The 21,701-nt window shown below is 64.8% G+C and carries 18 protein-coding genes; 7 read left to right on the top strand and 11 right to left on the bottom strand.

Annotation, left to right across the window (positions count from 1 at the left end; genetic code table 11):
* Positions 1-164: 164 nt before the first annotated feature.
* Positions 165-638, top strand: a complete 474-nt coding sequence (locus PanNE5_RS03640) for an Lrp/AsnC family transcriptional regulator (RefSeq protein ID WP_261939248.1) — start codon at positions 165-167, stop codon at positions 636-638.
* Between the two features lie 351 nt (positions 639-989).
* Positions 990-2,702, top strand: coding sequence for a 2-isopropylmalate synthase (leuA, locus tag PanNE5_RS03635; protein WP_150562353.1), 1,713 nt, complete (start codon positions 990-992; stop codon positions 2,700-2,702).
* 155 nt (positions 2,703-2,857) lie between these two features.
* Here leuA and pcaF read toward each other — a convergent pair whose 3' ends face one another.
* The 3 genes from pcaF to PanNE5_RS03620 all read right to left on the bottom strand — a co-directional run bounded on the left by pcaF (position 2,858) and on the right by PanNE5_RS03620 (position 5,512).
* The gene (gene pcaF, locus PanNE5_RS03630) at positions 2,858-4,060 is read right to left on the bottom strand and encodes a 3-oxoadipyl-CoA thiolase (protein WP_150562354.1); all 1,203 of its coding nucleotides are present in this window, start codon (positions 4,058-4,060) and stop codon (positions 2,858-2,860) included.
* A gap of 98 nt (positions 4,061-4,158) precedes the next feature.
* Positions 4,159-4,809, bottom strand: a complete 651-nt coding sequence (locus PanNE5_RS03625; protein ID WP_017233077.1) for a CoA transferase subunit B — start codon at positions 4,807-4,809, stop codon at positions 4,159-4,161.
* A 25-nt stretch (positions 4,810-4,834) separates the two neighbouring features.
* Positions 4,835-5,512: a 3-oxoacid CoA-transferase subunit A gene (locus PanNE5_RS03620; protein ID WP_150562355.1), complete on the bottom strand. Its 678-nt coding sequence runs from the start codon at positions 5,510-5,512 to the stop codon at positions 4,835-4,837.
* Positions 5,513-5,813: 301 nt separating this feature from the next.
* On the opposite strand from PanNE5_RS03620, the gene PanNE5_RS03615 reads away from it, so the two are divergent.
* Positions 5,814-6,614 (top strand): IclR family transcriptional regulator, encoded by an 801-nt coding sequence (locus PanNE5_RS03615; RefSeq protein ID WP_017233075.1) that lies wholly within the window; start codon positions 5,814-5,816, stop codon positions 6,612-6,614.
* Between the two features lie 82 nt (positions 6,615-6,696).
* Here PanNE5_RS03615 and PanNE5_RS03610 read toward each other — a convergent pair whose 3' ends face one another.
* From PanNE5_RS03610 to PanNE5_RS03600, 3 genes are all read right to left on the bottom strand, one after another.
* Entirely contained in the window at positions 6,697-6,930 is a 234-nt protein-coding gene (locus tag PanNE5_RS03610; RefSeq protein WP_150562356.1) for a DUF2783 domain-containing protein, read from the bottom strand.
* A 66-nt stretch (positions 6,931-6,996) separates the two neighbouring features.
* Positions 6,997-8,733: an FAD-dependent oxidoreductase gene (locus tag PanNE5_RS03605; protein ID WP_017233073.1), complete on the bottom strand. Its 1,737-nt coding sequence runs from the start codon at positions 8,731-8,733 to the stop codon at positions 6,997-6,999.
* Between the two features lie 86 nt (positions 8,734-8,819).
* Positions 8,820-9,779 carry an MBL fold metallo-hydrolase gene (locus PanNE5_RS03600; RefSeq protein ID WP_150551663.1) on the bottom strand — a complete coding sequence of 320 codons (960 nt, stop codon included), beginning with the start codon at positions 9,777-9,779 and terminating at the stop codon, positions 8,820-8,822.
* 251 nt (positions 9,780-10,030) lie between these two features.
* On the opposite strand from PanNE5_RS03600, the gene PanNE5_RS03595 reads away from it, so the two are divergent.
* Positions 10,031-10,852 carry an IclR family transcriptional regulator gene (locus PanNE5_RS03595; protein ID WP_254440890.1) on the top strand — a complete coding sequence of 274 codons (822 nt, stop codon included), beginning with the start codon at positions 10,031-10,033 and terminating at the stop codon, positions 10,850-10,852.
* Entirely contained in the window at positions 10,849-11,727 is an 879-nt protein-coding gene (locus PanNE5_RS03590) for an IclR family transcriptional regulator (protein WP_410007557.1), read from the top strand. The genes PanNE5_RS03595 and PanNE5_RS03590 overlap by 4 nt, the downstream gene beginning before the upstream one ends.
* Positions 11,728-11,824: 97 nt before the next feature.
* Here the strand turns inward: PanNE5_RS03590 and PanNE5_RS03585 are convergent, their stop codons facing one another.
* The 3 genes from PanNE5_RS03585 to PanNE5_RS03575 all read right to left on the bottom strand — a co-directional run bounded on the left by PanNE5_RS03585 (position 11,825) and on the right by PanNE5_RS03575 (position 15,776).
* A complete protein-coding gene (locus PanNE5_RS03585; protein WP_150562358.1) occupies positions 11,825-12,250 on the bottom strand; it encodes a hypothetical protein in 426 nt (141 codons plus the stop codon).
* A gap of 257 nt (positions 12,251-12,507) precedes the next feature.
* The gene (locus tag PanNE5_RS03580) at positions 12,508-13,887 is read right to left on the bottom strand and encodes an MFS transporter (RefSeq protein WP_150562359.1); all 1,380 of its coding nucleotides are present in this window, start codon (positions 13,885-13,887) and stop codon (positions 12,508-12,510) included.
* Positions 13,888-14,231: 344 nt separating this feature from the next.
* Positions 14,232-15,776 (bottom strand): glucan biosynthesis protein G, encoded by a 1,545-nt coding sequence (locus PanNE5_RS03575; protein WP_261939797.1) that lies wholly within the window; start codon positions 15,774-15,776, stop codon positions 14,232-14,234.
* A gap of 296 nt (positions 15,777-16,072) precedes the next feature.
* On the opposite strand from PanNE5_RS03575, the gene bglX reads away from it, so the two are divergent.
* Entirely contained in the window at positions 16,073-18,403 is a 2,331-nt protein-coding gene (gene bglX / locus PanNE5_RS03570) for a beta-glucosidase BglX (protein WP_150562533.1), read from the top strand.
* A 42-nt stretch (positions 18,404-18,445) separates the two neighbouring features.
* Here the strand turns inward: bglX and PanNE5_RS03565 are convergent, their stop codons facing one another.
* A complete protein-coding gene (locus tag PanNE5_RS03565) occupies positions 18,446-19,357 on the bottom strand; it encodes a LysR family transcriptional regulator (RefSeq protein WP_017233067.1) in 912 nt (303 codons plus the stop codon).
* 95 nt (positions 19,358-19,452) lie between these two features.
* Between PanNE5_RS03565 and PanNE5_RS03560 the strand changes: the two genes are divergently transcribed.
* On the top strand, positions 19,453-20,562 hold the full coding sequence (locus PanNE5_RS03560) for a tartrate dehydrogenase (RefSeq protein ID WP_150562361.1): 1,110 nt from the start codon (positions 19,453-19,455) through the stop codon (positions 20,560-20,562).
* Positions 20,563-20,669: 107 nt separating this feature from the next.
* Here the strand turns inward: PanNE5_RS03560 and PanNE5_RS03555 are convergent, their stop codons facing one another.
* Positions 20,670-21,605, bottom strand: a complete 936-nt coding sequence (locus PanNE5_RS03555; RefSeq protein WP_261939247.1) for a LysR family transcriptional regulator — start codon at positions 21,603-21,605, stop codon at positions 20,670-20,672.
* Between the last annotated feature and the right edge of the window lie 96 nt (positions 21,606-21,701).

Genomic DNA, 21,701 nt, shown 5'->3' with positions numbered 1-21,701 from the left:
CGCTCGCCGTAATCCCTGAAATAGTGGGAAGGTGGCACGCACGTGCGACGTTTTACCGCGCTCAGTGTAAGGGGGACACCGCAAAATAGGATTTCGTAACGGTGTTAGGGAAACCCTAGTTTTTGCACTAATATTTCGTGATATGTGCCTAAGGAGAGATAAAAGTGCATGACATCGAGATCGATCGAATCGACGTCCGGTTGCTGGGGGTATTGCAGTCGCACGGGCGAATTTCGAATCTTGAGCTGGCCGAGGCGATCAAGCTGTCGCCTGCTCAGACGTTGCGGCGTCACCGGCGGCTCGAGGAGACGGGGGTGATCAAGGGCTACGACACACGGCTCGACGCGCAGCGGCTCGGCTTTGGCGTGGTCGCCTTTGTCCACGTGACGATGGAGCGCGGTCATATCCGCGACCTGTCGAATTTCAAGGGATTGGTGGCGGAGCTGGCACAGATTCAAGAGTGCTTTTCCGTGACGGGGGATATCGACTACGTGCTCAAGGTCGTGGCCCGTGATCTGAAGGCGCTGTCCGAGTTTCTGCTCGATACACTGATGCGGATTCCCGGGGTGAGTGCCGTCAAGTCGAGCGTTTGTCTCGACGAGATCAAGTGCACCTCGGCCGTGCCGCTCACGCCCTGACGAGGCGCCCGATCCCCGGGGCCGCGGGTCGACGACGACCGCGCCGGTGCGTGCCGGCCCACGAGGGAAATGTCATGAGACAACACATCATGGTTGACAGCGTCCGAAACTCTGTGATTTCATGAGGGCCATGATCACCGCGCAATTCTCCCTCTCGCTACGACTACTAGCCCGCTCCACCGGGCTTGGTCCGTTGCTGCGCGCGTGCATCGTCTGAAGACTTCTCTGAAGCACCGCTGATTTTCCCCAGTTACGCCGATCTGAGCCCCGGTTCCTCCAACCGGCGGTCGTAGCTAATCTGCGTTCATGCGTCGTCCGGTTGCCACTTTTGCCGACCCTTGAGACTACGCCATGTTGAAGCACCCCGCCACGAAGTACCGCCCGTTCACCCCGGTCAATATCCCCGACCGACAATGGCCGAGCCGCACCATCACGCGTGCCCCGATCTGGATGAGCACCGATCTGCGAGACGGCAACCAGGCCTTGTTCGAGCCGATGGATGCCCAGCGCAAGATGCGCATGTTCAAGACGCTCGTCGCCATTGGCTTCAAGGAAATCGAAGTGGCGTTCCCGTCGGCGTCCGATACCGATTTCAACTTCGTGCGCGAACTGATCGAAGGCGGTCACATTCCCGACGACGTCACCATCGAAGTCCTCACGCAGGCCCGTGACGACCTCATCGAGCGCACCTTCGCCGCCCTCAAGGGCGTACCGCGCGCCATCGTCCACCTCTACAACGCGACCGCGCCCGAATTCCGCCGCATCGTCTTCAACCTCGATCAGCCCGGTGTGAAGGCGCTTGCCGTGGCTGCGGCCAAGACGATCAAACGCTGTGCCGACGCCGCGCCGGACACGCAATGGACGCTGCAATACAGCCCCGAGACGTTCACCGGCACCGAACTCGAGTTCGCCAAGGACGTGTGCGACGCGGTGTTCGACGTGTGGCAACCGACGCCGCAGCGCAAGTGCATCGTCAACCTGCCGGCCACGGTGGAAATCGGCACGCCGAACCACTACGCCGACCAGATCGAGTGGATGCACCGTCACCTCGCGCGCCGCGATTCGCTGATTCTCTCGGTACACCCGCACAACGATCGCGGCACGGCGGTGGCCGCGGCCGAGCTGGCCGTGATGGCCGGTGCCGATCGCATCGAAGGTTGCCTCTTCGGCAACGGCGAGCGTACCGGCAACGTCGACCTCGTCACCCTCGGCTTGAACCTGTACACGCAGGGCGTGGATCCGGGCCTCGATTTCTCGAACATCAACGAGATCGCCCGCACGTCGGAGGAATGCACGCAGTTGCCCGTGCATCCGCGTCATCCGTATGTCGGCGACCTGGTGTTCACCGCATTCTCCGGTTCGCATCAGGACGCCATCAAGAAGGGCCTGGCCGCGCAAAAACCTGACGCCGTCTGGGAAGTGCCGTACCTGCCCATCGACCCGAGCGATCTCGGCCGCACGTACGACTCGATCATTCGCGTGAACAGCCAGTCGGGCAAGGGCGGCATCGCCTATCTGCTCGAGCAGTCGTATGGCGTGCAGATGCCGCGTCGCCTGCAGGTCGATTTCAGCTCAGCCGTACAGCGTTACACCGACGAGACGGGGGCCGAAGTCACCGCGTCGCAGATCTGGCAACTGTTCCAGAAGGAATACGTGGCGTCGAGCGAGCCGGTCGCGTACGTTGGTCACACGCTGTCCGAGCGAGACGGCCGCCAGCATATCGCCGTGACGGTCGACATTCACGGTCAGCGCACGACTGTCTCGGGCACCGGTAACGGACCGCTCGATGCGCTGATGCACGCCATGCGCACGCCTGTGCGTGTCCAGCACTACGAGGAGCGCGCGCTCACGCAAGGGGCCGACGCCCGCGCGATCGCCATCGCGGAAATGGCTGGCGACGCCATCGTGGGCAGTGCTTTCGGCGTGGGCATCGATGCGAATCTGACGACCGCATCGATTCGGGCAGTGATCAGCGGCATCAACCGCGCGTATGCCCGCAGCGAAGCGGACGCGCAGGCAACGTTCTTCGACGCCGTCATGCGCGACGTCGCCAAGGCTGTCTGAACGGTCAGGGGAACCTGAGGAAGGACGGAAGGAGATTGAGGGCAGACGCGTCCCGACCGGCATCGATCATGCCGACGGGACCCGGGCGAGGCGTGGCGGGACTTACCGAGTCCCGCACGCACGCCCGGCCCTGAAACACAGGCGGTGTGGTGGGATTACACCGCTTCGATGGCGATAGCGATGCCTTGGCCGACCCCAATGCACATCGTACACAGCGCAAAGCGACCACCCGTACGCTGGAGCTGATACATCGCCGTCGTCACCAGACGTGCGCCGCTCATGCCGAGCGGATGGCCCAGCGCAATGGCGCCGCCGTTCGGATTGACGCGCAGGTCATCGTCGGCCACGCCGAGCTGACGCAGCACGGCCAGGCCCTGGCTCGCAAACGCTTCGTTGAGTTCGATCACATCGAACTGATCGATCGACATACCGAGCCGAGCGAGCAGTTTTTTCGTTGCGGGAGCCGGACCGATGCCCATGATGCGCGGTGCCACCCCTGCCGTCGCCATGCCCAGAATGCGGGCACGCGGCGTCAGGCCAAAGCGCGCCGCACTCGCCTCGTCTGCCAACAGCAGTGCGCAGGCGCCGTCGTTGACGCCAGAAGCGTTACCGGCGGTCACGGTGCCATCCGGGCGTACCACGCCCTTGAGTCTGGCGAGCGCTTCCATGCTCGTTGCACGCGGATGTTCGTCGCGATCCACCACGATCGCCTCGCCCTTCTTCTGGGCGATGGACACCGGCGTGATTTCCTGGGCCAGCGTGCCGTCCGCCTGGGCGCGTGCGGCCTTTTCCTGCGAACGCACCGCAAAGCGATCCTGATCTTCACGGCTGATGCCGAACTCGGTCGCGACGTTCTCGCCCGTCTCGGGCATCGAATCCACACCGTACTGTGCCTTCATCAGCGGATTGACGAAACGCCAGCCGATGGTCGTATCGTAAATCTCCGCCTGACGCGAAAACGCGCTCGCCGCCTTGCCCATCACGAACGGCGCACGGCTCATGCTCTCCACGCCGCCGGCGATCATCAGACCGGCTTCGCCCGCCTTGATGGCGCGCGCGGCGGTGCCGATGGCGTCCATGCCCGAACCACACAGGCGGTTGAGCGTGGCGCCCGGCACGTCTTGCGGCAGGCCGGCCAGCAGCGACGACATGCGCGCCACGTTGCGGTTGTCTTCCCCGGCCTGGTTGGCGCAGCCGAAGATCACGTCGTCGACCTGCGTCCAGTCGACGCCGCCGTTGCGCGCCATGAGCGCCTTGAGCGGAATGGCGCCGAGGTCGTCGGCACGCACGGAGGACAGCGCGCCGCCGTAGCGGCCGATCGGGGTGCGAATCGCGTCGCAGATAAAGACTTCACTCATGGGTCTACCTCAGCCGAATCGAAACTCGCGCAGGGAGTCTCGCAGATGAAAAAACGCCGGGTCACATCAGGCGATGTCCCGGCGATGGGGGTGTCGCGTCAGGCAACGGCCGGCGAGGGCAGCAGCGTCACGCCGGTCACACGCTGGAGTTCGTCGAGCGTGAGGCCGTCGACCATCTCGACGACGCGCAGGCCCTCGGGGGCGACATCGATCACCGCCAGATCGGTGTAGATGCGCGTGACGCAACCCACGCCGGTGAGCGGATAAGTGCACTGCTCGACGATCTTGCTATCGCCCTGCTTGGTCTGGTGTTCCATCATCACGAACACCTGCTTGGCGCCGCTGGCGAGATCCATCGCACCGCCGACGGCTGGAATGGCGTCGGGAGCGCCGGTGTGCCAGTTGGCGAGGTCGCCCGTCTTCGAGACCTGGAACGCGCCGAGCACGCAGAAGTCGAGGTGGCCGCCGCGCATCATCGCGAACGAATCGGCATGGTGGAAGTAGGCGCCGCCCGGCTTGAGCGTGACGGGTTGCTTGCCGGCGTTGATAAGGTCTTCGTCCTCTTCGCCCTTGGCGGGGGCCGGGCCCATGCCGATCACGCCGTTTTCGCTCTGGAGAATGATCTCTCGCTCGGCAGGCAAGTGATTGGCAACAGCGGTCGGCAAGCCGATGCCGAGGTTCACGTAGGCGCCGTCGGGAATGTCCTGGGCGACGCGGGCGGCCATCTGGTCGCGGGTCAGTCGGTTCATGTCGTGCTCCGAAATCAGATGGGGATCAGGCGCGTGCGGCGCCAGGCACCGCGACAACGCGTTGAACGAAGATGCCGGGCGTCACCACGGCTTCCGGATCGAGCTCGCCAAGCTCGACGACTTCATTCACCTGAACGATGGCGCACTTGGCCGCCGTGGCCATGATCGGGCCGAAGTTGCGCGCGGTCTTGCGATACACGAGGTTGCCCCAGCGGTCGCCTTTGAGCGCCTTGATGAGCGCGAAGTCGGCGTGGATCGGCAGTTCGAACACGTACGGCTTGCCGTCGATGACGCGCGTTTCCTTGCCCTCGGCGAGCAGCGTGCCGTAGCCGGTCGGCGTGAAGAAGCCGCCGATGCCGGCGCCCGCGGCGCGAATACGCTCGGCCAGATTGCCCTGCGGCACGAGTTCCAGCTCGATCTTGCCCGCGCGGTAGAGCGCGTCGAACACTTGCGAGTCGGTCTGGCGCGGGAACGAGCAGATAATCTTGCGCACGCGCCCGGCACCCAGCAGGGCGGCGAGGCCAGTCTCGCCGTTGCCGGCATTGTTGTTGACGATGGTCAGTTCGCGCGAGCCTTGCTCAATCAGGGCGTCGATGAGCGCCGAGGGCATCCCGGCATTGCCGAAGCCGCCAATCATGATCGTCGCGCCGTCGTGAACGTCGGCCACCGCGCTGGCGAGCGAATCGTAAATCTTGTTGATCACACGTGCCTCCTGGGCAGTTCCATCGGGCTGGCGGACTCGCGCCCGTGACCCTTGTTGAGTGTCTCCCGGCGACGGCGACTTGTCAGGCGGCATCGTCTGGTTCACAATGTTCTTATAGCGAACATATATTCGCTATAAGAACAGCGTAAGCCTTCTCTTGTCGGCCGTCAAGCGAGGGTCGGCCCGAGGGGGGAACGCCGGTCTGGCGCAGGCGACGCGGTGGCGTGTGTCGTGCGGTGGAACCGGCGACACAAATCCATTACGCTTGCCGTTCCATTGCCTTTCGCCATCCGCCTTTTCCATGACACCCGTGCCCAACGACGCTACCGACCCCACCGACAAGAAACCGGGTGACTCCTATGTGCAGTCGTTTGCGCGCGGGTTGGCCGTGGTCAAGGTGTTCAACGCGACGCGTCCGGCGCAGACGCTCTCGGAAGTCGCACAGGCGTCGGGCCTCACCCGTGCGGGGGCGCGACGCATTCTGCTCACGCTCGAAGCGCTGGGCTACGTGCGAAGTGAGGGGCGCCTGTTTCGGCTCACGCCGCGTATTCTCGACCTCGGCTTCTCGTATCTGACGTCGATGCCGCTGTGGAATCTGGCCGAGCCGTTCATGGAGGCGCTGGTGCAGCAAGTGCATGAGAGCAGTTCCGCCTCGGTGCTCGATGGCGACGACATCGTCTATGTCCTGCGCGTGCCGGTGCGCAAGGTGATGTCGATCAACCTGTCGATCGGCAGCCGTCTGCCGGCATGGTGTACCTCGATGGGGCGCGTCATGCTCTCGGCGTTGCCCGACGACGAACTCGACGCCGCCTTGCGTCGCGCGGACATTCGTCAGCACACGCGCCGCACGGTGACGGATATCGACACGTTGCGTCAACGCATTCTCGACGTGCGCGCCCAAGGGTGGGCCATTGTCGATCAGGAGTTGGAAGAGGGGATGATTTCGATCGCTGCGCCAATTCGCAATCGCGCGGGGCAGGTGATCGCGGCGATGAATGTCAGTGGTCAGGCCAACCGGACGTCGGCAGCGGAAATGGAAGCCACATTCCTCGCTCCCCTGCTGGCGGCGGCGCAGAAGATTTCGCAGATGGTGGTGGTGTAACGCCCGCACGCGCATTGCTTGCGCGGTCTCGCGTCGAACAACGCGGGGCGCCCGATGGCCGGGCGCCCCGCCTTTGCTTGTGTCACGCGTGCGGACCGTCCGTCGAACCACTCGTCGCGGTGCCCAGTGCGCCAGCGCGCGCCAGCCGAAGCGCCGAAAGCAGCGTGTCGTGATCGCCGATCTGGTTGGCGAGCAGCAGGATCAGTTGCGCGTTGGCGGCCTGACTTTGCGCCTCGTCGAGATCTCGGTGCATGTCGATCAGGGCTTCGTAGAAGTCGTCCGGACGCGTCAGACGCGGTTGTGTATCGAGTGCCATGAAGGGGCTCCTTACTGCGGGATCGATGGGATCGGGATGTGGTCGATGCGTTTGGCCGGAGGCACGTCAGGCCGCGCATTGCATCGGCGCGACTTCCGGGGCGGTACGTCCCAAGGCGCGCTCGCGCGCGGCGGCAATCGCCGTCGCGTCGACGCTGCGCCACCGCGCGCACACGTGTTGATCCGGACGAATCAGATACACCGTTCCCGGCGCGGCGTCATAGCGTTGGGCCGCCAGGCCTTGCGCGTCGTGCCAGACGCTATGGGGTTCGCCGCGCGCGTCCTGCGCCGCTTCGGCATCCGGCGTGACGAACAATGACACGACGGGCACGCTGCCGTTCGCGAGGGCGTCGAGGCCCGCGAGCGATGCCGCATCGAGCGACGCCGGCGCACCGAATACGAGTGCGACAAAGCGCCCGCCCAGGCGAGGCAGCAGCCAGCCGTCCTGCCCATGCCGGACGAGCGGCGCGTCGACGCAGGCCGTGCCCGGGACCATGCGTCCCGCAAACGTGTCGCGCTCCGGCGTATTCAATGTCGACTCGCTCAGCACGGCGGGCACGGACAACCGCCCGCTGTTGACCAACTGACGCGCAAACGCGTGATCGCGGGCGAGCGTCAGCACGGCATCGCGGAAGACCCGCGAGACAGCGCTCTTGGGCGTGATGAAATCGGTGGAGCGCGTCGAGTTACGGATGTTTTCGTCGGCGGCGAATTCGCGCTCACGGGCGTAAGTATCGAGCAGCGTATCCGGCGCCTGACCGGCGAGCACCCGCGCCAGTTTCCACGCGAGGTTCTCCGCATCCTGCACGCCGCTGTTCGCACCGCGCGCGCCGAACGGCGACACACCATGCGCGGCGTCTCCGGCGAACAGCACATGACCGTGACGGAAGTCGTCCATGCGCAGGCACGAGAAGGTGTAGACGCTGACCCACTCCAGGCTGAATTTGGCGTCCGGGCCGAGCAAGGCTTGCACGCGCGGGATCACGCGCTCGGGCGTCTTCTCGACGGCCGGGTCGGCGTCCCATCCCAATTGGAAATCGATGCGCCACACGTTGTCGGGTTGTCGATGCAGCAGCACGGATTGATTCGGATGGAACGGCGGATCGAACCAGAACCAGCGCTCGGTCGGGAAGTCTGCCGTCATCTTCACGTCGGCGATCAGGAAGCGGTCCTTGAATGTGCGTCCGTGGGTGTCCACACCGATCAACTTGCGCACGGGGCTGCGCGATCCGTCGGCGGCCACGACGTAACGTGCGCTGGTTTGATACTCGCCGTCGGGCGTCTCGACCGTGAGCGTGACGCTCGCCTCAGGCGTGCCGGGCGTGCCCTGCTGGGTGAGTCCGACGACCTTGTGCTTCCAACGGATGTCGATGTTCGGCAGTTCGCGTGCGCGCTCGTAGAGATAGCCTTCGACGTAGTACTGCTGAAGATTGATGAACGCCGGGCGATGGTGTCCCGCTTCGGGCAGCAGATCGAAGTTGTAGACCTCCTGATCGCGCAGGAACACGCGGCCGACGTTCCAGCGCACGCCCTTTTGCACCATGCGCTCGCCGCAGCCGAGACGGTCGAAGATATCGAGCGTACGCTTGGCGAAACAGATGGCGCGTGAGCCGGCCGAGAGCGTGCAGTCGTCGTCGAGCACGATCACGGGCACGCCTTGCTGCGCAAGGTCGATGGCGCCGGCCAGTCCCACCGGCCCCGCGCCGACCACGATGACCGGGTGGATCTCACCTGCGGCGTTGCCGGACTGTTCTGCGCAAGGCCGGTAATCGAACGTCAGGCGCTGGTAATCGATGCTGCTCATGCAATGTCTCCATCGTCGGCACCGCACCGGCGCACGTGCCCCGGCGGGTTCCGCTTTTTACTTTTGATGTTGCGCTCGGCGCGAACTCAGTCCTGCAGGGCGGTCCACATTTCCTTGTCGCGCTGCGCCGTCCAGATGCGCGGATGCGTGATGCCGCTCGCTTCGTCGAACGCGCGGGTCACATCGAACGGCAGGCAGTGTTCATAGATAAAGACATGACCGAACTTCGGATCCATCTCGCGTCGCGTAAGCGCCATCGCACCCTTCAGATCGAGCTTCTGTTCGACGGCCTGCTTGCCCGCTTCGAACAACGTTGTCACGAAGTCCTTCGTGTACGCCAGGCCCTTGGCGACATCGTCGGGCGTGGTCAGGGCAGGGCCCCGGCCCGGCACGAGCTTTTCGGCGCCGAGCGCGGCCAGCGCGTCGAGCGTGGCCGGCCATTCGGCGAGTTGCGCGTCACCGGTGTAGCAGGCGGCGTCGTACTCGACCAGATCGCCCGAGAACAGCACCTTTTGCGACGGCAGCCACACCACGGTGTCGCCCTTGGTGTGACCCGAACCGAGGTGCGCGATCTTTACTTCGAGCTTGCCGAGGAAGAGCGTCATTTCCTTCTCGAAGACGAGCGTCGGCCACGTGAGACCCGGCACCGTTTCGACACCGGCGAACAGACGCGGAAAGCGCTCGATCTCCGACTTCATGTCGGCTTCGCCGCGCTCGACGATCATCTCGTACGTGCCACGGCTTGCGATGATCTGCTGCGCACCTTCGGCGAAGTAGGCCGACGCACCCAGCACGCGCACGGCGTGATAGTGCGAGAGCACCACATACTTGATCGGCTTGTCGGTGACTGTGCGGATCTTCGCGATGAGATCCTGCGCCATGGCGGGCGTGGCTGTCGTGTCGACGATCATCACGCCGTCGTCGCCGATGATGACGCCGGAGTTCGGGTCACCCTCGGCCGTGTAGGCCCAGGTGTTTTCCGACAATTGGGTAAATGTGACCTTCTTGGTTTCCAGGTCGGCTTGCGAGGCGAATGCTTTGGCCATGCTTGTCTCTCTCTTATCTCGTCTGCGGGGATGATGCGACTGATGGGGTGGATGAAGCCATCTTACGAAATGCCTTTAATATTTGTCAATGACAAATAGTATCGTTATTTGCTAATGTTGCTTCGTGAGCGATGGAATGACGTTCCCGTCTTGGGTTAACCCCGAGGAACATCGGGATCGATGCCATTGCGGGCGTCGACTTGTTTAGAATCTAGGCCATTTTCCTTTGGGAGCCCGCCTCCCTTGATCGCATGAATCGAATTCCGATGGACGGCACGGCCGACGCGAGCGGCCAACCCGGGCGTGCCTCGCGCGGCGTGCAAAGCGTGGACGTGGCGGCGCGCGTGCTTCAGGCGCTGGCGCAGGCGCACCGGGCGCTGGGGCCCGGCGATCTCGCCGCGCTCGCCGGGCTGCCGCCTGCGCAGGCGCATCCGTATCTGGTAAGCCTCACGCGGCTCGGCTTGCTCAAGCGCGACCCGATGTCGGGCGACTACACGCCGGGCCCGATGACGTTGCGTCTCGCGTTGCTGCATCTCGAGAACGACCCGGCGTATCGCGCGGCGGTGCCGCGTGTCGTTGCGCTGGCACGCGAGACGGGGCTTTGTGTCGCGATCTGCACGAGTGCGCCGCAGGGCCCGCTCGTCGTGCATTTCGAGCGTGCGGCGTTTCCGTTGCATGTGAATCTGCACGTGGGATCGGTCATGTCGCTCACGACGACGTCGACCGGGCGGGCGTTTTGCGCCTTCACCCCGCAGGCGCAATGGCCGCAGGCGTGGCGTGAGCAGATGCCGACATCCCCGAGCGAGCGCGAAGGGTTCGATGCGCTGCTCGACGAGACACGCGCGCACGGTGTGGCGCGTAGCGTGAATACGCCGAGCCCGTCGGTGAGCAGCCTGTGCGCGCCGGTGTTCGATGCGAGCGGGCGGCTGCGTCTCGCGCTCACCGCGATCGGGCCGACGGCTGCACTCGATGTCGCCTGGGACGGCGCGGCGGCGAATGCATTGCGCGCGACGGCGAGCGACATCGCCGCGCAAGTCGATGCTCGTGGTGCAGACGGCAAGGAGGGCGCATGAACGCGACGCCAAGCCGAAAGGAAACGCACGAGGTGCCGGACGACGTGGCATTGATGCCCGCGAAACCGCAGCGCGGCATTCAGGCGCTGGAAAGCACCGGGGCATTGCTCGAGGCGCTGGCGGCGGCGGGGCGTCCGCTGCCGCTCAATGCGCTGGCGCGCAACGCGGGGATGGCGCCAGCAAAGGCGCATCCGCATCTGGTGAGCCTGCAACGTGCCGGCTTGCTCTCGCGTGATGCGAACGGCAATTTCGAGGCGGGGGCGCTCAGCCTTGAGCTAGGCTTGATGGCATTGCAGCGTCTCTCGCCTACGGGGGAGGCCGAGCCGGAGATTCTTGCGCTGGCTCACGCCACCGGGCTGTCGGCCGCGATGGCCGTGCTGGGGCCGGTCGGCCCCACGGTGGTTCGGCTTGAGGAGGCGATGCGTCCGCAGCACGTGAGCTTGCGCATCGGCACGGTGCTTTCGTTGGTGAACACCGCCATGGGGCGCACGTTCGCGGCGTTCCTGCCCGATGCGGTACTCGGCGGCATGCTCGCACAGGAATCGGTGCGCATGGCGGGCCTCGGCGCGGAAGGGCGCGCGTCGACGCCGCCAGCCGATTTTGCCGCGCGGTTGAAGGTGATTCGCGAACAACGATTCGATACGGCGCAGAGCAACCCCGTGCCCGGAATCGACACGGTGGCGGTACCGGTGTTCGATCACACGGGAGAAGTCACGCTGGTGCTTGCGTTGATGGGGTCGGCGGGCAGTTTCGAGACGGCGCTGGGCGCATCGCCGGCGCAGGCCTTGCTGGCGGCGGCGCGCAGGCTGTCGTGGCGCTTTGGCGCGGTGGGCCGGGCGGACGGCGCGGATGGTTCGGTTGGCGCGGTAGGGTAAGCGCGCGGCGTCGACGCAGTCGCGCGGCGGGAGCCGTATCGGTACAGACCGATCCCGGCCGAGACGTCATCCGGCCGGGTGAAGGTTCAGCGAGTCGTCAATGAATGGCCAACGCGTTGGCCTGTGCGTTGGCCACGCCGGCCACCACGTTCACACCGAGATTGCCCGAGGCGCCCATCAGGGCCCGGTCACCCAGCGACGCGCTCGGCACGCCGGTCAGGATCGTCGTGTTGCGGATCGTCTGACGGGTATCGACCGCAACGCGCGAGGCGTTCGCCAGCACAAGCTGATTCGACTGCAAGTTGAGCGCGCCGGCGGCAACGTTGACGCCGAAGCTGCCGTGCGCGTTGCGCAGCGCGTCGGTGCCGAGGGTGGCGGTCTGGCCGCCACGAAACACGGCGTCGCTGGCGAGGGTTTGTCGGGTGGAGAGATTGACGACGGTGGCGTCGTTGAGGGGGGCGGCGAAGGCCGGCGCCTGGGCGACGGTCAGCACGAGGGCACTCAGCAAAGCAATACGCGGCATATTGATTTTCCCCAGAGAGTCCGTTGGGACGGATATCTGGTTATCGGCGCCTGAGGCGCTCGGGTTGAAGGAAATTTTCATGTGCCGCGGATGCGCCGGACGTTGACGGATTGCCCCGACACCGGCGCGTTGCGTCACTGAAAGCCGCGATCATTCCCATAACCGCCGCGGCGCGCATTTTCGCATGGCGACGCGCGATTGCGTCGCCATGCCGTTGCGTCGGTGATGGTTGGCCGAGCGTGCCTTGACGCGCGAGATTACGCCGGTTCTCCCGCGCCGTTCGCGAGTTTCGCCGCCGTGACGTGCGATTGCGTTGCCGCTTGCTGCTGCACCGACGCCGATTTCTTGTGGTCGATCAACAACACGGCGACGACCGCGATGACGGCGGGAATGGCGATTGCCATAAAGTTTTGCTGCAAAGGCAGCGACAGGCTCACCAGCATGCCGATCGCGATGGGCGCGAGAATGGCGCCGCTGCGTCCCACCCCGGAGGCCCAGCCGATGCCCGTGCCGCGCGCGGCCATTGGATAGAACTGTCCCGCGTACGCGTAGGTGACGATCTGCGTGCCGATGGTCGACGCCCCGGCCAACCCCACCAGCACGAAGAGCACCGGCGTCGGTACCTTCACGCCGAGCAGCGTGATGGACACGGCGGCCAGCGCATACATGCCCACGAGCACGTACTTGATGTTGAAACGGTCGGCGAGCCAGCCGCCGCCGATGGCGCCGAGCATCGCGCCAAAGTTCAGCACGAGCACAAACGTGAGTGCCGAGCCGAGGCTATAACCGGCGCTTGCCATGAGTTTGGCGAGCCACGAACTGAGCGCATACACCATGAACAGACACATGAAGAACGCGACCCACAGCATGACGGTGCTCACGCCTCGCCCGTCCTGAAACAGACGCGAGAGCGGCGCAGCCTGCTTGCGATCCGTCGAGGCCAGCGCGAACTGATCGCCCGGCTGCGCGACATAATCCGGCGCGAGGCGGGCAAGCACTTGCTTGAGCGCGTCGAGACGGCCGGTGCGGATCAGGAACGGCATCGACTCCGGCAGTGCCCTCATCGCGAACGGCACGAGCAGCGCGGGCAGACCCGCCGCCAGAAAGACGGACTGCCAGCCGTGCGTCTCAATCAGCCCCTTGCCGAGCAGCGCCGCGAGCATGCCGCCCACCGAATAGCCCGAGAACATGAGCGTGACGAGCGTGGCGCGCAGGCGACGCGGCGCGTACTCCGTCATTTGCGCGACCACGATCGGCATCACGCCGCCAATGCCGACGCCCGCGAAGAAGCGCGTCACGGAGAAGCTGATCGGCTCGTGTGTGAATCCGGCCATGGCGGTGAACAGCGAGAACATCAGCACACAGATGGCGATAGCTTTGCGACGGCCGATGCTGTCGGCCACCATGCCCATCGCAATGGCGCCGAACATCATGCCGAAGAGGGCGGCGCTGACCATGAAGCCGGCACTGGTGGCGTCGACGTTCATCGCTTTCATGATCGAGGGCAGCGCAATGCCCGCGACCGCGAGATCGTAGCCGTCGAAGATGATGATGAGCGCGCACCAGAGCAGGATGCGGTAGTGATAGCCGTTCAAGCGGGCGTTGTCGGCCAACTCATGTACGTCGATAGGTCGCATGCGAGTGTCTCCATAACGAATCCGCCCTCCGTCGAAATGCGGAGAGTCTTGGGGATGTCTTGACCGACGCAAGCGGCACCAGGCCGGGCCCCATCCGGGCGGCCGAGGACCGTTGCCGAGGAAGCCGACTGCCTCAACACACCTCGATGGGCAGCTATTTATGCAATATTGTGCATGCAGTAAACGCGAAATGACGATTCACTGCAAGGACAATTTGCCCGATTCAGGGTTTTACAGGAGGAAACAAGGCGCGTAAGTGCCTGTTTAATTGCGGTGGTGACGGGTGCGGAGGGAGCGCGGTGTGCGGCGGCAGGACGCCGCCGCACGAAGACGCAGGATGCAACTTATTGCTTGGCGACCGAAAACGGCGGGAGCTGATAACTCCAGGTCTCGCTTACGGCCTTGCCGCCGGAGACGAGGGCGGCCCGCAGTTCCACGACCTTGGCCGGATCCTTGACCATCACACGCAGATTCAGGCGCATGCCATGCGTGACCGGGTTCGGTTGCAGCGTCTGCTCGATGAGGGTGGCGTTATCGCTCACGCTGACCTGTGGCGCGACCGAACCGGCGGGCAGCGTGGCGAGCGGGCCGCCGTCGAAGTCCACGATCAGCCCGGTGCTGCCGTCGAAGTGACGGATCAGGTTGGCTTGCGTAATCTCGCCCGCCGTGCGCAGCGTCTGCTTCACCCAGGCCAGACGTCGATCGACGATGCCGCGCTCATTCATCGTCCAGTGGATCGTGTAATCGGCCTGCAGCGGCTGCCCCTTGGGCGGCAATTGGTCAGGCGTCCAGAACGCGCCGATGTTGTCATTGGTCTCGTCCGGCGACGGGATTTCCACCAGTTCGATATGGCCCTTGCCCCAGTCGCCCTGCGGCTCGATCCAGGCGCTTGGGCGAAGATCGTAACGATCCTTCAGGTCCTCGTACTGCGCGAAATCGCGCCCGCGCTGAAGCAGGCCGAAGCCGCGCGGATTTGTCACCTGGAACTGGCTGATGGCCAGATTGCGCGGATTGTTCAGCGGACGCCAGATCCATTCGCCATTGCCGGCGTGAATGGCCAGGCCATTCGAATCGTGCAATGCCGGACGGAAGTTGTACGGATCGCGCTGCTGATTCGGTCCGAACAGGAACATGCTCGTGAGCGGCGCGATGCCGAGCTTGGTCACCGGTGCGCGGAGGAAGACCCGTGCCTGCACCTTCAACAGCGAATCCTCGCCGGGCGTCAGATCGAAGCGATAGGCGCCGGTGGCGCGCTTCGAGTCGAGCAGCGCGTAGAACACCAGGTGCTTGTCGCCCGCGTTCGGCCGTTCGATCCAGAACTCGCGAAAGGCCGGGAATTCCTCCGCGATGGGCAGGCCCGTGTCGATGGCCAGACCGCGCGCCGAGAGTCCGTAGACCTGTCCTTTGCCGATCACACGAAAGTAGCTCGCGCCGAGCACGCTCATGATTTCGTCGAGCTTGCCCGGTTCGTTGATCGGGTAAAGCACGCGAAAGCCCGCGTAGCCGAGATTGTGCGTGGCGCTGCGGTCGAGCTTGAGATCGCCGAAGTCGAAGCGGTGGCTGTCGTACTTGATCTCGTCGATCTTGGCGTTGGGGCCTGTGCCGACGACCTCGTTGATCTTCACCGGCGTGCTGAACTGCATGCCCTGGTGATAGAAACCCAGCTTGAACGGCGAGGGCTGATCGTTCCATTCGAACGCGTCGCGCCGCGGCTGGATCTTGATGTAGTCGCCGAACGGCATCTTGGCGAAGGCCGGCGTGAGATTGCTCACTGGCGCGACGTAAGGTTTGTCGGCGAGCGCCTTCGCGCGGGCCGTGACGTCCTCGAGCGAGAAGGCATGGGCATACGCGGCGCCCAGCAGGGCCGCACCCGTGACGAAGGCGGACACGAGCGCGCGTGCGCCGCGTCGATGCCAAGACTTGGCGGGGGGAAGCAGAACCACGAAATTCTCCAGTCGTTGGGGGGGCGTATCGCGCCCGATGGCATCGCGACGTTCGCGAAAGCCGGGACGAACGCCTTCGGGAAAAACCAATTGTGGCAAAGTATCGCACTTCGCACTTCGAGTTACGCACCCGGATCGTTGCGCCGGTATGGGTAACGCCAGTTGATACGACGCGAGGCACTGCCGCGCGATCTCGCCGGTCATCCACACGTCGCGCCACATTGGATCGCTATCAGATGAGAATGTTCTCCGCACTGGCGCTCGCGGCCAGTCTCACGGCCGCACCGGCCTTCGCCGACGCGCCTGCCGCCCTGGGCAACGGTGCTCAAGGCAATCCCCCGGCGGCCATGCCGTCTGCGTCCGCCAAGCGGGCGTTCATCGACGACCTCATCGCGCGCATGACGCTCGAGGAGAAGGTCGGCCAATTGCGCCTGATCAGCATCGGCTCGGACATGCCGCAGCCGCAGCTCATCAAGGAGATTGCTGCCGGTCGCGTAGGGGGCACGTTCAACTCGGTCACGCGCAGCGACAACCGCCCGCTGCAAGACGCGGCCGTCAAGCAAAGCCGCCTGAAGATTCCCATTTTCTTCGCCTACGACATCGTGCATGGGCATCGCACCGTGTTCCCGATCAGCCTCGGCTTGGCATCGAGCTGGGATATGTCGGTGGTGAAGCACGCCGCACGCGTGGCCGCCATCGAAGCGAGCGCCGACGGGCTGGATGCGACGTTCGCGCCGATGGTCGACATCTCGCGCGATCCGCGCTGGGGGCGCACCTCGGAAGGCTTCGGCGAAGACCCGTACCTGGTTTCGCAAGCCGCGCGCGCGAGCGTGCAGGGATTCCAGGGCACGTCGCCGGCCAACCCGGACAGCCTGATGGCCTTCGTGAAGCACTTTGCGCTGTACGGTGCCGTGGAGGGCGGACGCGATTACAACGTGGTCGACATGAGCCCGATGCGCATGTACCAGGACTATCTGCCGCCGTACCGCGCCGGGATCGATGCCGGTGCGGGCGGGGTGATGATCGCGCTGAACTCCATCAACGGCACGCCGGCCACGTCGAACAAGTGGCTGCTGCGCGACCTGCTGCGTGACGAATGGGGATTCAAGGGCGTGACAGTGAGCGATCACGGCGCGATCGAAGAGTTGATGCGTCATGGCGTGGCGAAGGACGGCCGCGAGGCCGCGAAGCTGGCCATCGAGGCAGGCGTCGACATGAGCATGGCCGATGTGCAGTACCTCAAGCAATTGCCGGGGCTCGTGAAGTCGGGCGAGGTGCCGATGCGCGACATCGACGACGCCGTGCGCGAAGTCCTCGGCGCGAAATACGACATGGGCCTGTTTGCCGACCCCTATCGCCGGATTGGCAACGCGGCGCAGGATCCGAAAGATGTGAATGCGCAGAGCCGTCTGCATCGTGACGCCGCGCGCGATGCCGCGCGCAAGTCCATTGTCTTGCTGGAGAACCGGCACGACACACTGCCGCTGGCCAAAGCGGGCAAGGTCGCGGTGATCGGGCCGCTCGCGGACGCGAAGATCGATATCCTGGGGAGCTGGTCGGCCGCGGGCGTGGCGGCGCAGGCCGTCACGCTGCTGCAAGGCGTGCGCGACGCCCTCGGCCCGCAGGCGCAGGTGACCTATGCGCGCGGCGCGAACATCACCGACGACCCGCGCGTGGTGCAGTATCTCAACTTCCTCGATTGGGACAATCCGGAAGTCGTGCAGGACAAGCGATCGCCGCAGCAGATGATCGACGAAGCCGTGCGAGTCGCGCGCAACGCCGACACGCTGATCGTGGCGGTAGGCGAAGCGCGTGGCATGTCGCACGAGGCGTCCAGCCGCACGAGCCTGTCGTTGCCAGGTAGCCAGTTGGCGCTGTTGCAGGCACTCAAGGCGACCGGCAAGCCGCTCGTCGTCGTGCTGATGAACGGTCGACCGCTCGATCTGAACTGGCCGAAGGCCAACGCCGACGCCATGCTCGAGACGTGGTACACCGGCACCGAAGGCGGCCACGCGATTGCGGACGTGCTGTTCGGCGACTACAACCCGTCGGGCAAGCTGCCGATCTCGTTCCCGCGCTCGATCGGCCAGATCCCGACGTACTACAACCAGTTGCGCATCGGCCGTCCGTTCACACCGGGCAAGCCGGCCAACTACACCTCGCAATACTTCGAGGAAGACTCCGGCCCGTTGTATGCCTTTGGCTACGGCCTGAGCTACACCTCGTTCGCGGTGTCGAAGGTGACGCTATCGAGCAAGACACTTGAGCGCGGCGGCAAGCTCGATGCGAGCGTGACGGTGCGCAACACCGGCAAGCGCGAGGGGGCGACCGTCGTGCAGCTCTACTTGCAGGACGTTGCCGCGTCGATCGTGCGGCCCATCAAGGAGCTGAAGGGTTTCGACAAGGTAAGCCTGAAGCCTGGCGAATCGCGCACCGTGCATTTCGCGATCGATGAAAGTCTGCTGAAGTTCTACAACGCGAAACTGCAATACGTGGCCGAACCCGGCGACTTCAACGTCGAGATCGGGCTTGATTCGCAACATGTCGAACAGGCGTCGTTCACGCTGCAGTAATGGCAACGCGTGTCGCGGCGTGGTGTCGCGACTTGACGTACCTCACGTCTGCGTCTGGAATTCCTCGCGAAGGAATTCCACGCAGGCACGGACCTTGGCCGACGATGCCACGCGCGACGGATAAACGGCCCAGACGTTGGCCGGTTGCGTCACGTCGGGCAGAACCTGCACCAGATCCCCGCGCGCGATCAGCGCCCCCACGTCCCACATCGAGCGCAGCACGATCCCCTGTCCGTCGAGCGCCCATTGCACGGCCACCTCGCCGTGGTTCGTCGACAGCGGTCCCGTCACCTTGAGGGCGACGGCCTCTGCGCGCTGTTGCAGCCGCCACATGCCGAACGGATGATCGCGTTCCTTGATGACGATGCACGCATGGCCGGCCAGGTCGCTCAATTGACGCGGCGTGCCGTGCGCGTCGAGATAGGCGCGCGAGGCGCACAGCACCCGATGATTGTCCGCGAGCTTGCGGGCGATCAGATGCGGTGCGATGTCGTCGCCGATGCGCACGTCGAGGTCATATCCCTCGGCCGCCACGTCGACGATGCGGTCGAACAGGTCCAGGCGCACGTTGAGCTGCGGATGCAGCGCGCGCAGCCGCGACATGGCGGGTGCCACGGCATGCCGTCCGAAGCCGAAGCTGCTCGACACCCGCAGCGTGCCGCGCGGCACCTGCCGCGTGCTGGAGACATCCTCGATCAGGTGATTCACGTCGTCGAGAATCTTTTCCGCCCAGGCGTACACGCGTTCCCCTGCGTCGGTAATGGCCACGCGCCGGGTCGAGCGATGTAGCAAGCGCGTGCCAAGGTCGGCTTCGAGCATGCCGACGCGCTTGCTCACGTACGCGGGCGAGACGCCCAGCGCTTCGGCTGCCGCCGAAAAGCTGGCACGGCGCGCGACCTGGCAAAAGACGCGCAGATCGTCGAGATTCGGGGTGACGGGTAGAGGTTTATTCACGATTCGTGGATAGTGGATTAACCGATTGAGGGATTTTATCCGCGTTGGAATGGAATAATCTAGCGTCATCGTCCAACCCTCAGGAGAAGCAGACCATGACCGACACGTCCCAGCGCCCTGCGCGTCCGTTCAAGATCGCCGTGATTCCGGGCGACGGCATCGGTAAAGAGGTGATGCCCGAAGGCCTGCGCGTGCTCGACGCCGCGTGCCGACGCTTTGGTATTCCCGTCGACTACCAGCACATCGAATGGGCGAGCTGCGACTACTATGCCAAGCACGGCCAGATGATGCCGGACGACTGGAAGCAGCAGCTCGACGGCGTCGACGCCATTCTGTTCGGTGCCGTGGGCTGGCCCGAGACGGTGCCCGACCATATCTCGCTGTGGGGGTCGTTGCTCAAGTTCCGTCGCGAATTCGATCAGTACATCAACCTGCGCCCGGCGCGTCTGTTCGAAGGGGTGCCGTCACCGCTGGCGGGCCGCGAGGCGGGCGATATCGATTTCCTGATCGTGCGCGAGAACACCGAAGGCGAGTACTCGTCGGTGGGCGGCGTAATGTTCGAGGGCACGGAGCGCGAGTTCGTGGTGCAGGAGTCGATCTTCACGCGCCACGGCACGGAGCGCGTGCTGAAGTTCGCGTTCGATCTCGCACAGCAACGTGAGCGCAAGCACGTGACGGTGGCGACCAAGAGCAATGGGATTTCGATCTCGATGCCGTGGTGGGACAAGCGCGCGGCCGAGACGGCGGCGAAGTATCCGGACATCACGTGGGACAAGCAGCACATCGACATTCTGTGTGCGCGCTTTGTGCTCAATCCGGATCGCTTCGACGTGGTGGTCGCGTCGAATCTGTTCGGCGACATCCTGTCGGATCTGGGGCCGGCCTGCACCGGCACCATCGGCATCGCGCCGTCGGGCAACCTGAATCCGGAAGGTAAATTCCCGTCGCTGTTCGAACCGGTGCACGGCTCGGCGCCGGATATCGCGGGCAAGAACATCGCCAACCCGATTGGCATGATCTGGACGGCCGCGATGATGCTCGACTTTATCGGCCGCGGCGAAGGCCGCACGCGCGAGGCGCACGACGCCATTCTCGCGGCGATCACGCAGGTCATCAAGGACGGGCCGCGCACCGGCGATTTAGGGGGGAGCGCGAACACGACCGAAGTCGGTCAGGCGATTGCCGCCGTGGTCAGCGCGGGCTGAGCAGGATACACCGGTGGGCGGTAGGAGCGATCGCCGCTGCCGCGACCGCGTGAACGTGAGACGTGTCGCGCGGGCCGAGCGGGCCGAGCGATGCGCCCGCCGCCCGCTCACGCGCCCACGCTCGCGCCCGTGCGTTGTCGCACCCGTTCGCCACCGAAGGCGCGCGGGCGCGGAGCGTCGACACGTTCGCGCAGCAGCGCCACCGCCCGCTGCGCGCGCGCCGACAGCGGCCACTCGGCGCGATGGATCAGCCATAGCGTGTCGACCACCGGCGGGCCGCAGTCCACCACGCGAATGGCCGCCTGCGACGCGAACGCCTGCCGCGCGTACTGCGGAATGATGGTGAACCCCAGCCCCCGCGCAACATATTCGAGAATCAGGCCGATCTGGTTCGTGCACCCCTTGCACGGCAGGCTCTGTACGCCGGGATTGCCCGGAAAACGACGGCTCAACAAGCGCGTCGACATCGCCTCGCCATCCGGGTGATCGATGTACCCGATGCGCTTCAGGTCCTCCCATTTGTGCACGTCTTCCCCCGCCGGAACCACGAGTTCGAGCGGCTCCTGCGTGAACGGCGTGGCGGCAAGCCGTGGATCGTCAGGCCGCAACGTCACCAGGCCCAGCTCGAAACGATTCTGCAACACGCCTTCGAGCACCTCCCGGTCAGGCGCGAAGCGATGCTGCACGACCATCGTCGGGTTGGCCTTCTGCATGTCGAGCAGGATCGGACACAGGTACAGCCCGATGCTGCCCGGCGTGATGAGTGTGATTTCACCGCAATCGTCGTCCGCATCGTCCAGCCGTGAGCGAAGATGCCGCGCCGCACACTCGACTTCGCGACAATAGGTCAGCAGCGCCTGACCGGCGGGCGTGAGTTCGATGGCGCGCGGACGCCGCACCAACAACGGCCCGAACTCCGCTTCGAGATGCTTCACGTGCTGGCTCACGGCCGCCTGCGTCAGGCCCAACCGGTCGGCGGTGCGCGTGAAGTTACCGAGCTCGGCGAGCGTGGCGAACGATTTGAGCCACTGAGGATTGACCATAATGAACTGTTATCAATTCGATAATGTGTAGATAGTTTTCATTATAGCGTTGTGAGGCTAACATGGCGTTGGTCGACCTGCCACGGTCGAGGCGCT

The sequence above is a fragment of the Pandoraea sp. NE5 genome (assembly GCF_024363545.1).
Taxonomy (GTDB): domain Bacteria; phylum Pseudomonadota; class Gammaproteobacteria; order Burkholderiales; family Burkholderiaceae; genus Pandoraea; species Pandoraea cepalis.
The sequence above is the reverse complement of the archived record's forward strand: the minus strand, read 5'-3'. Positions and strand labels throughout refer to the sequence as shown.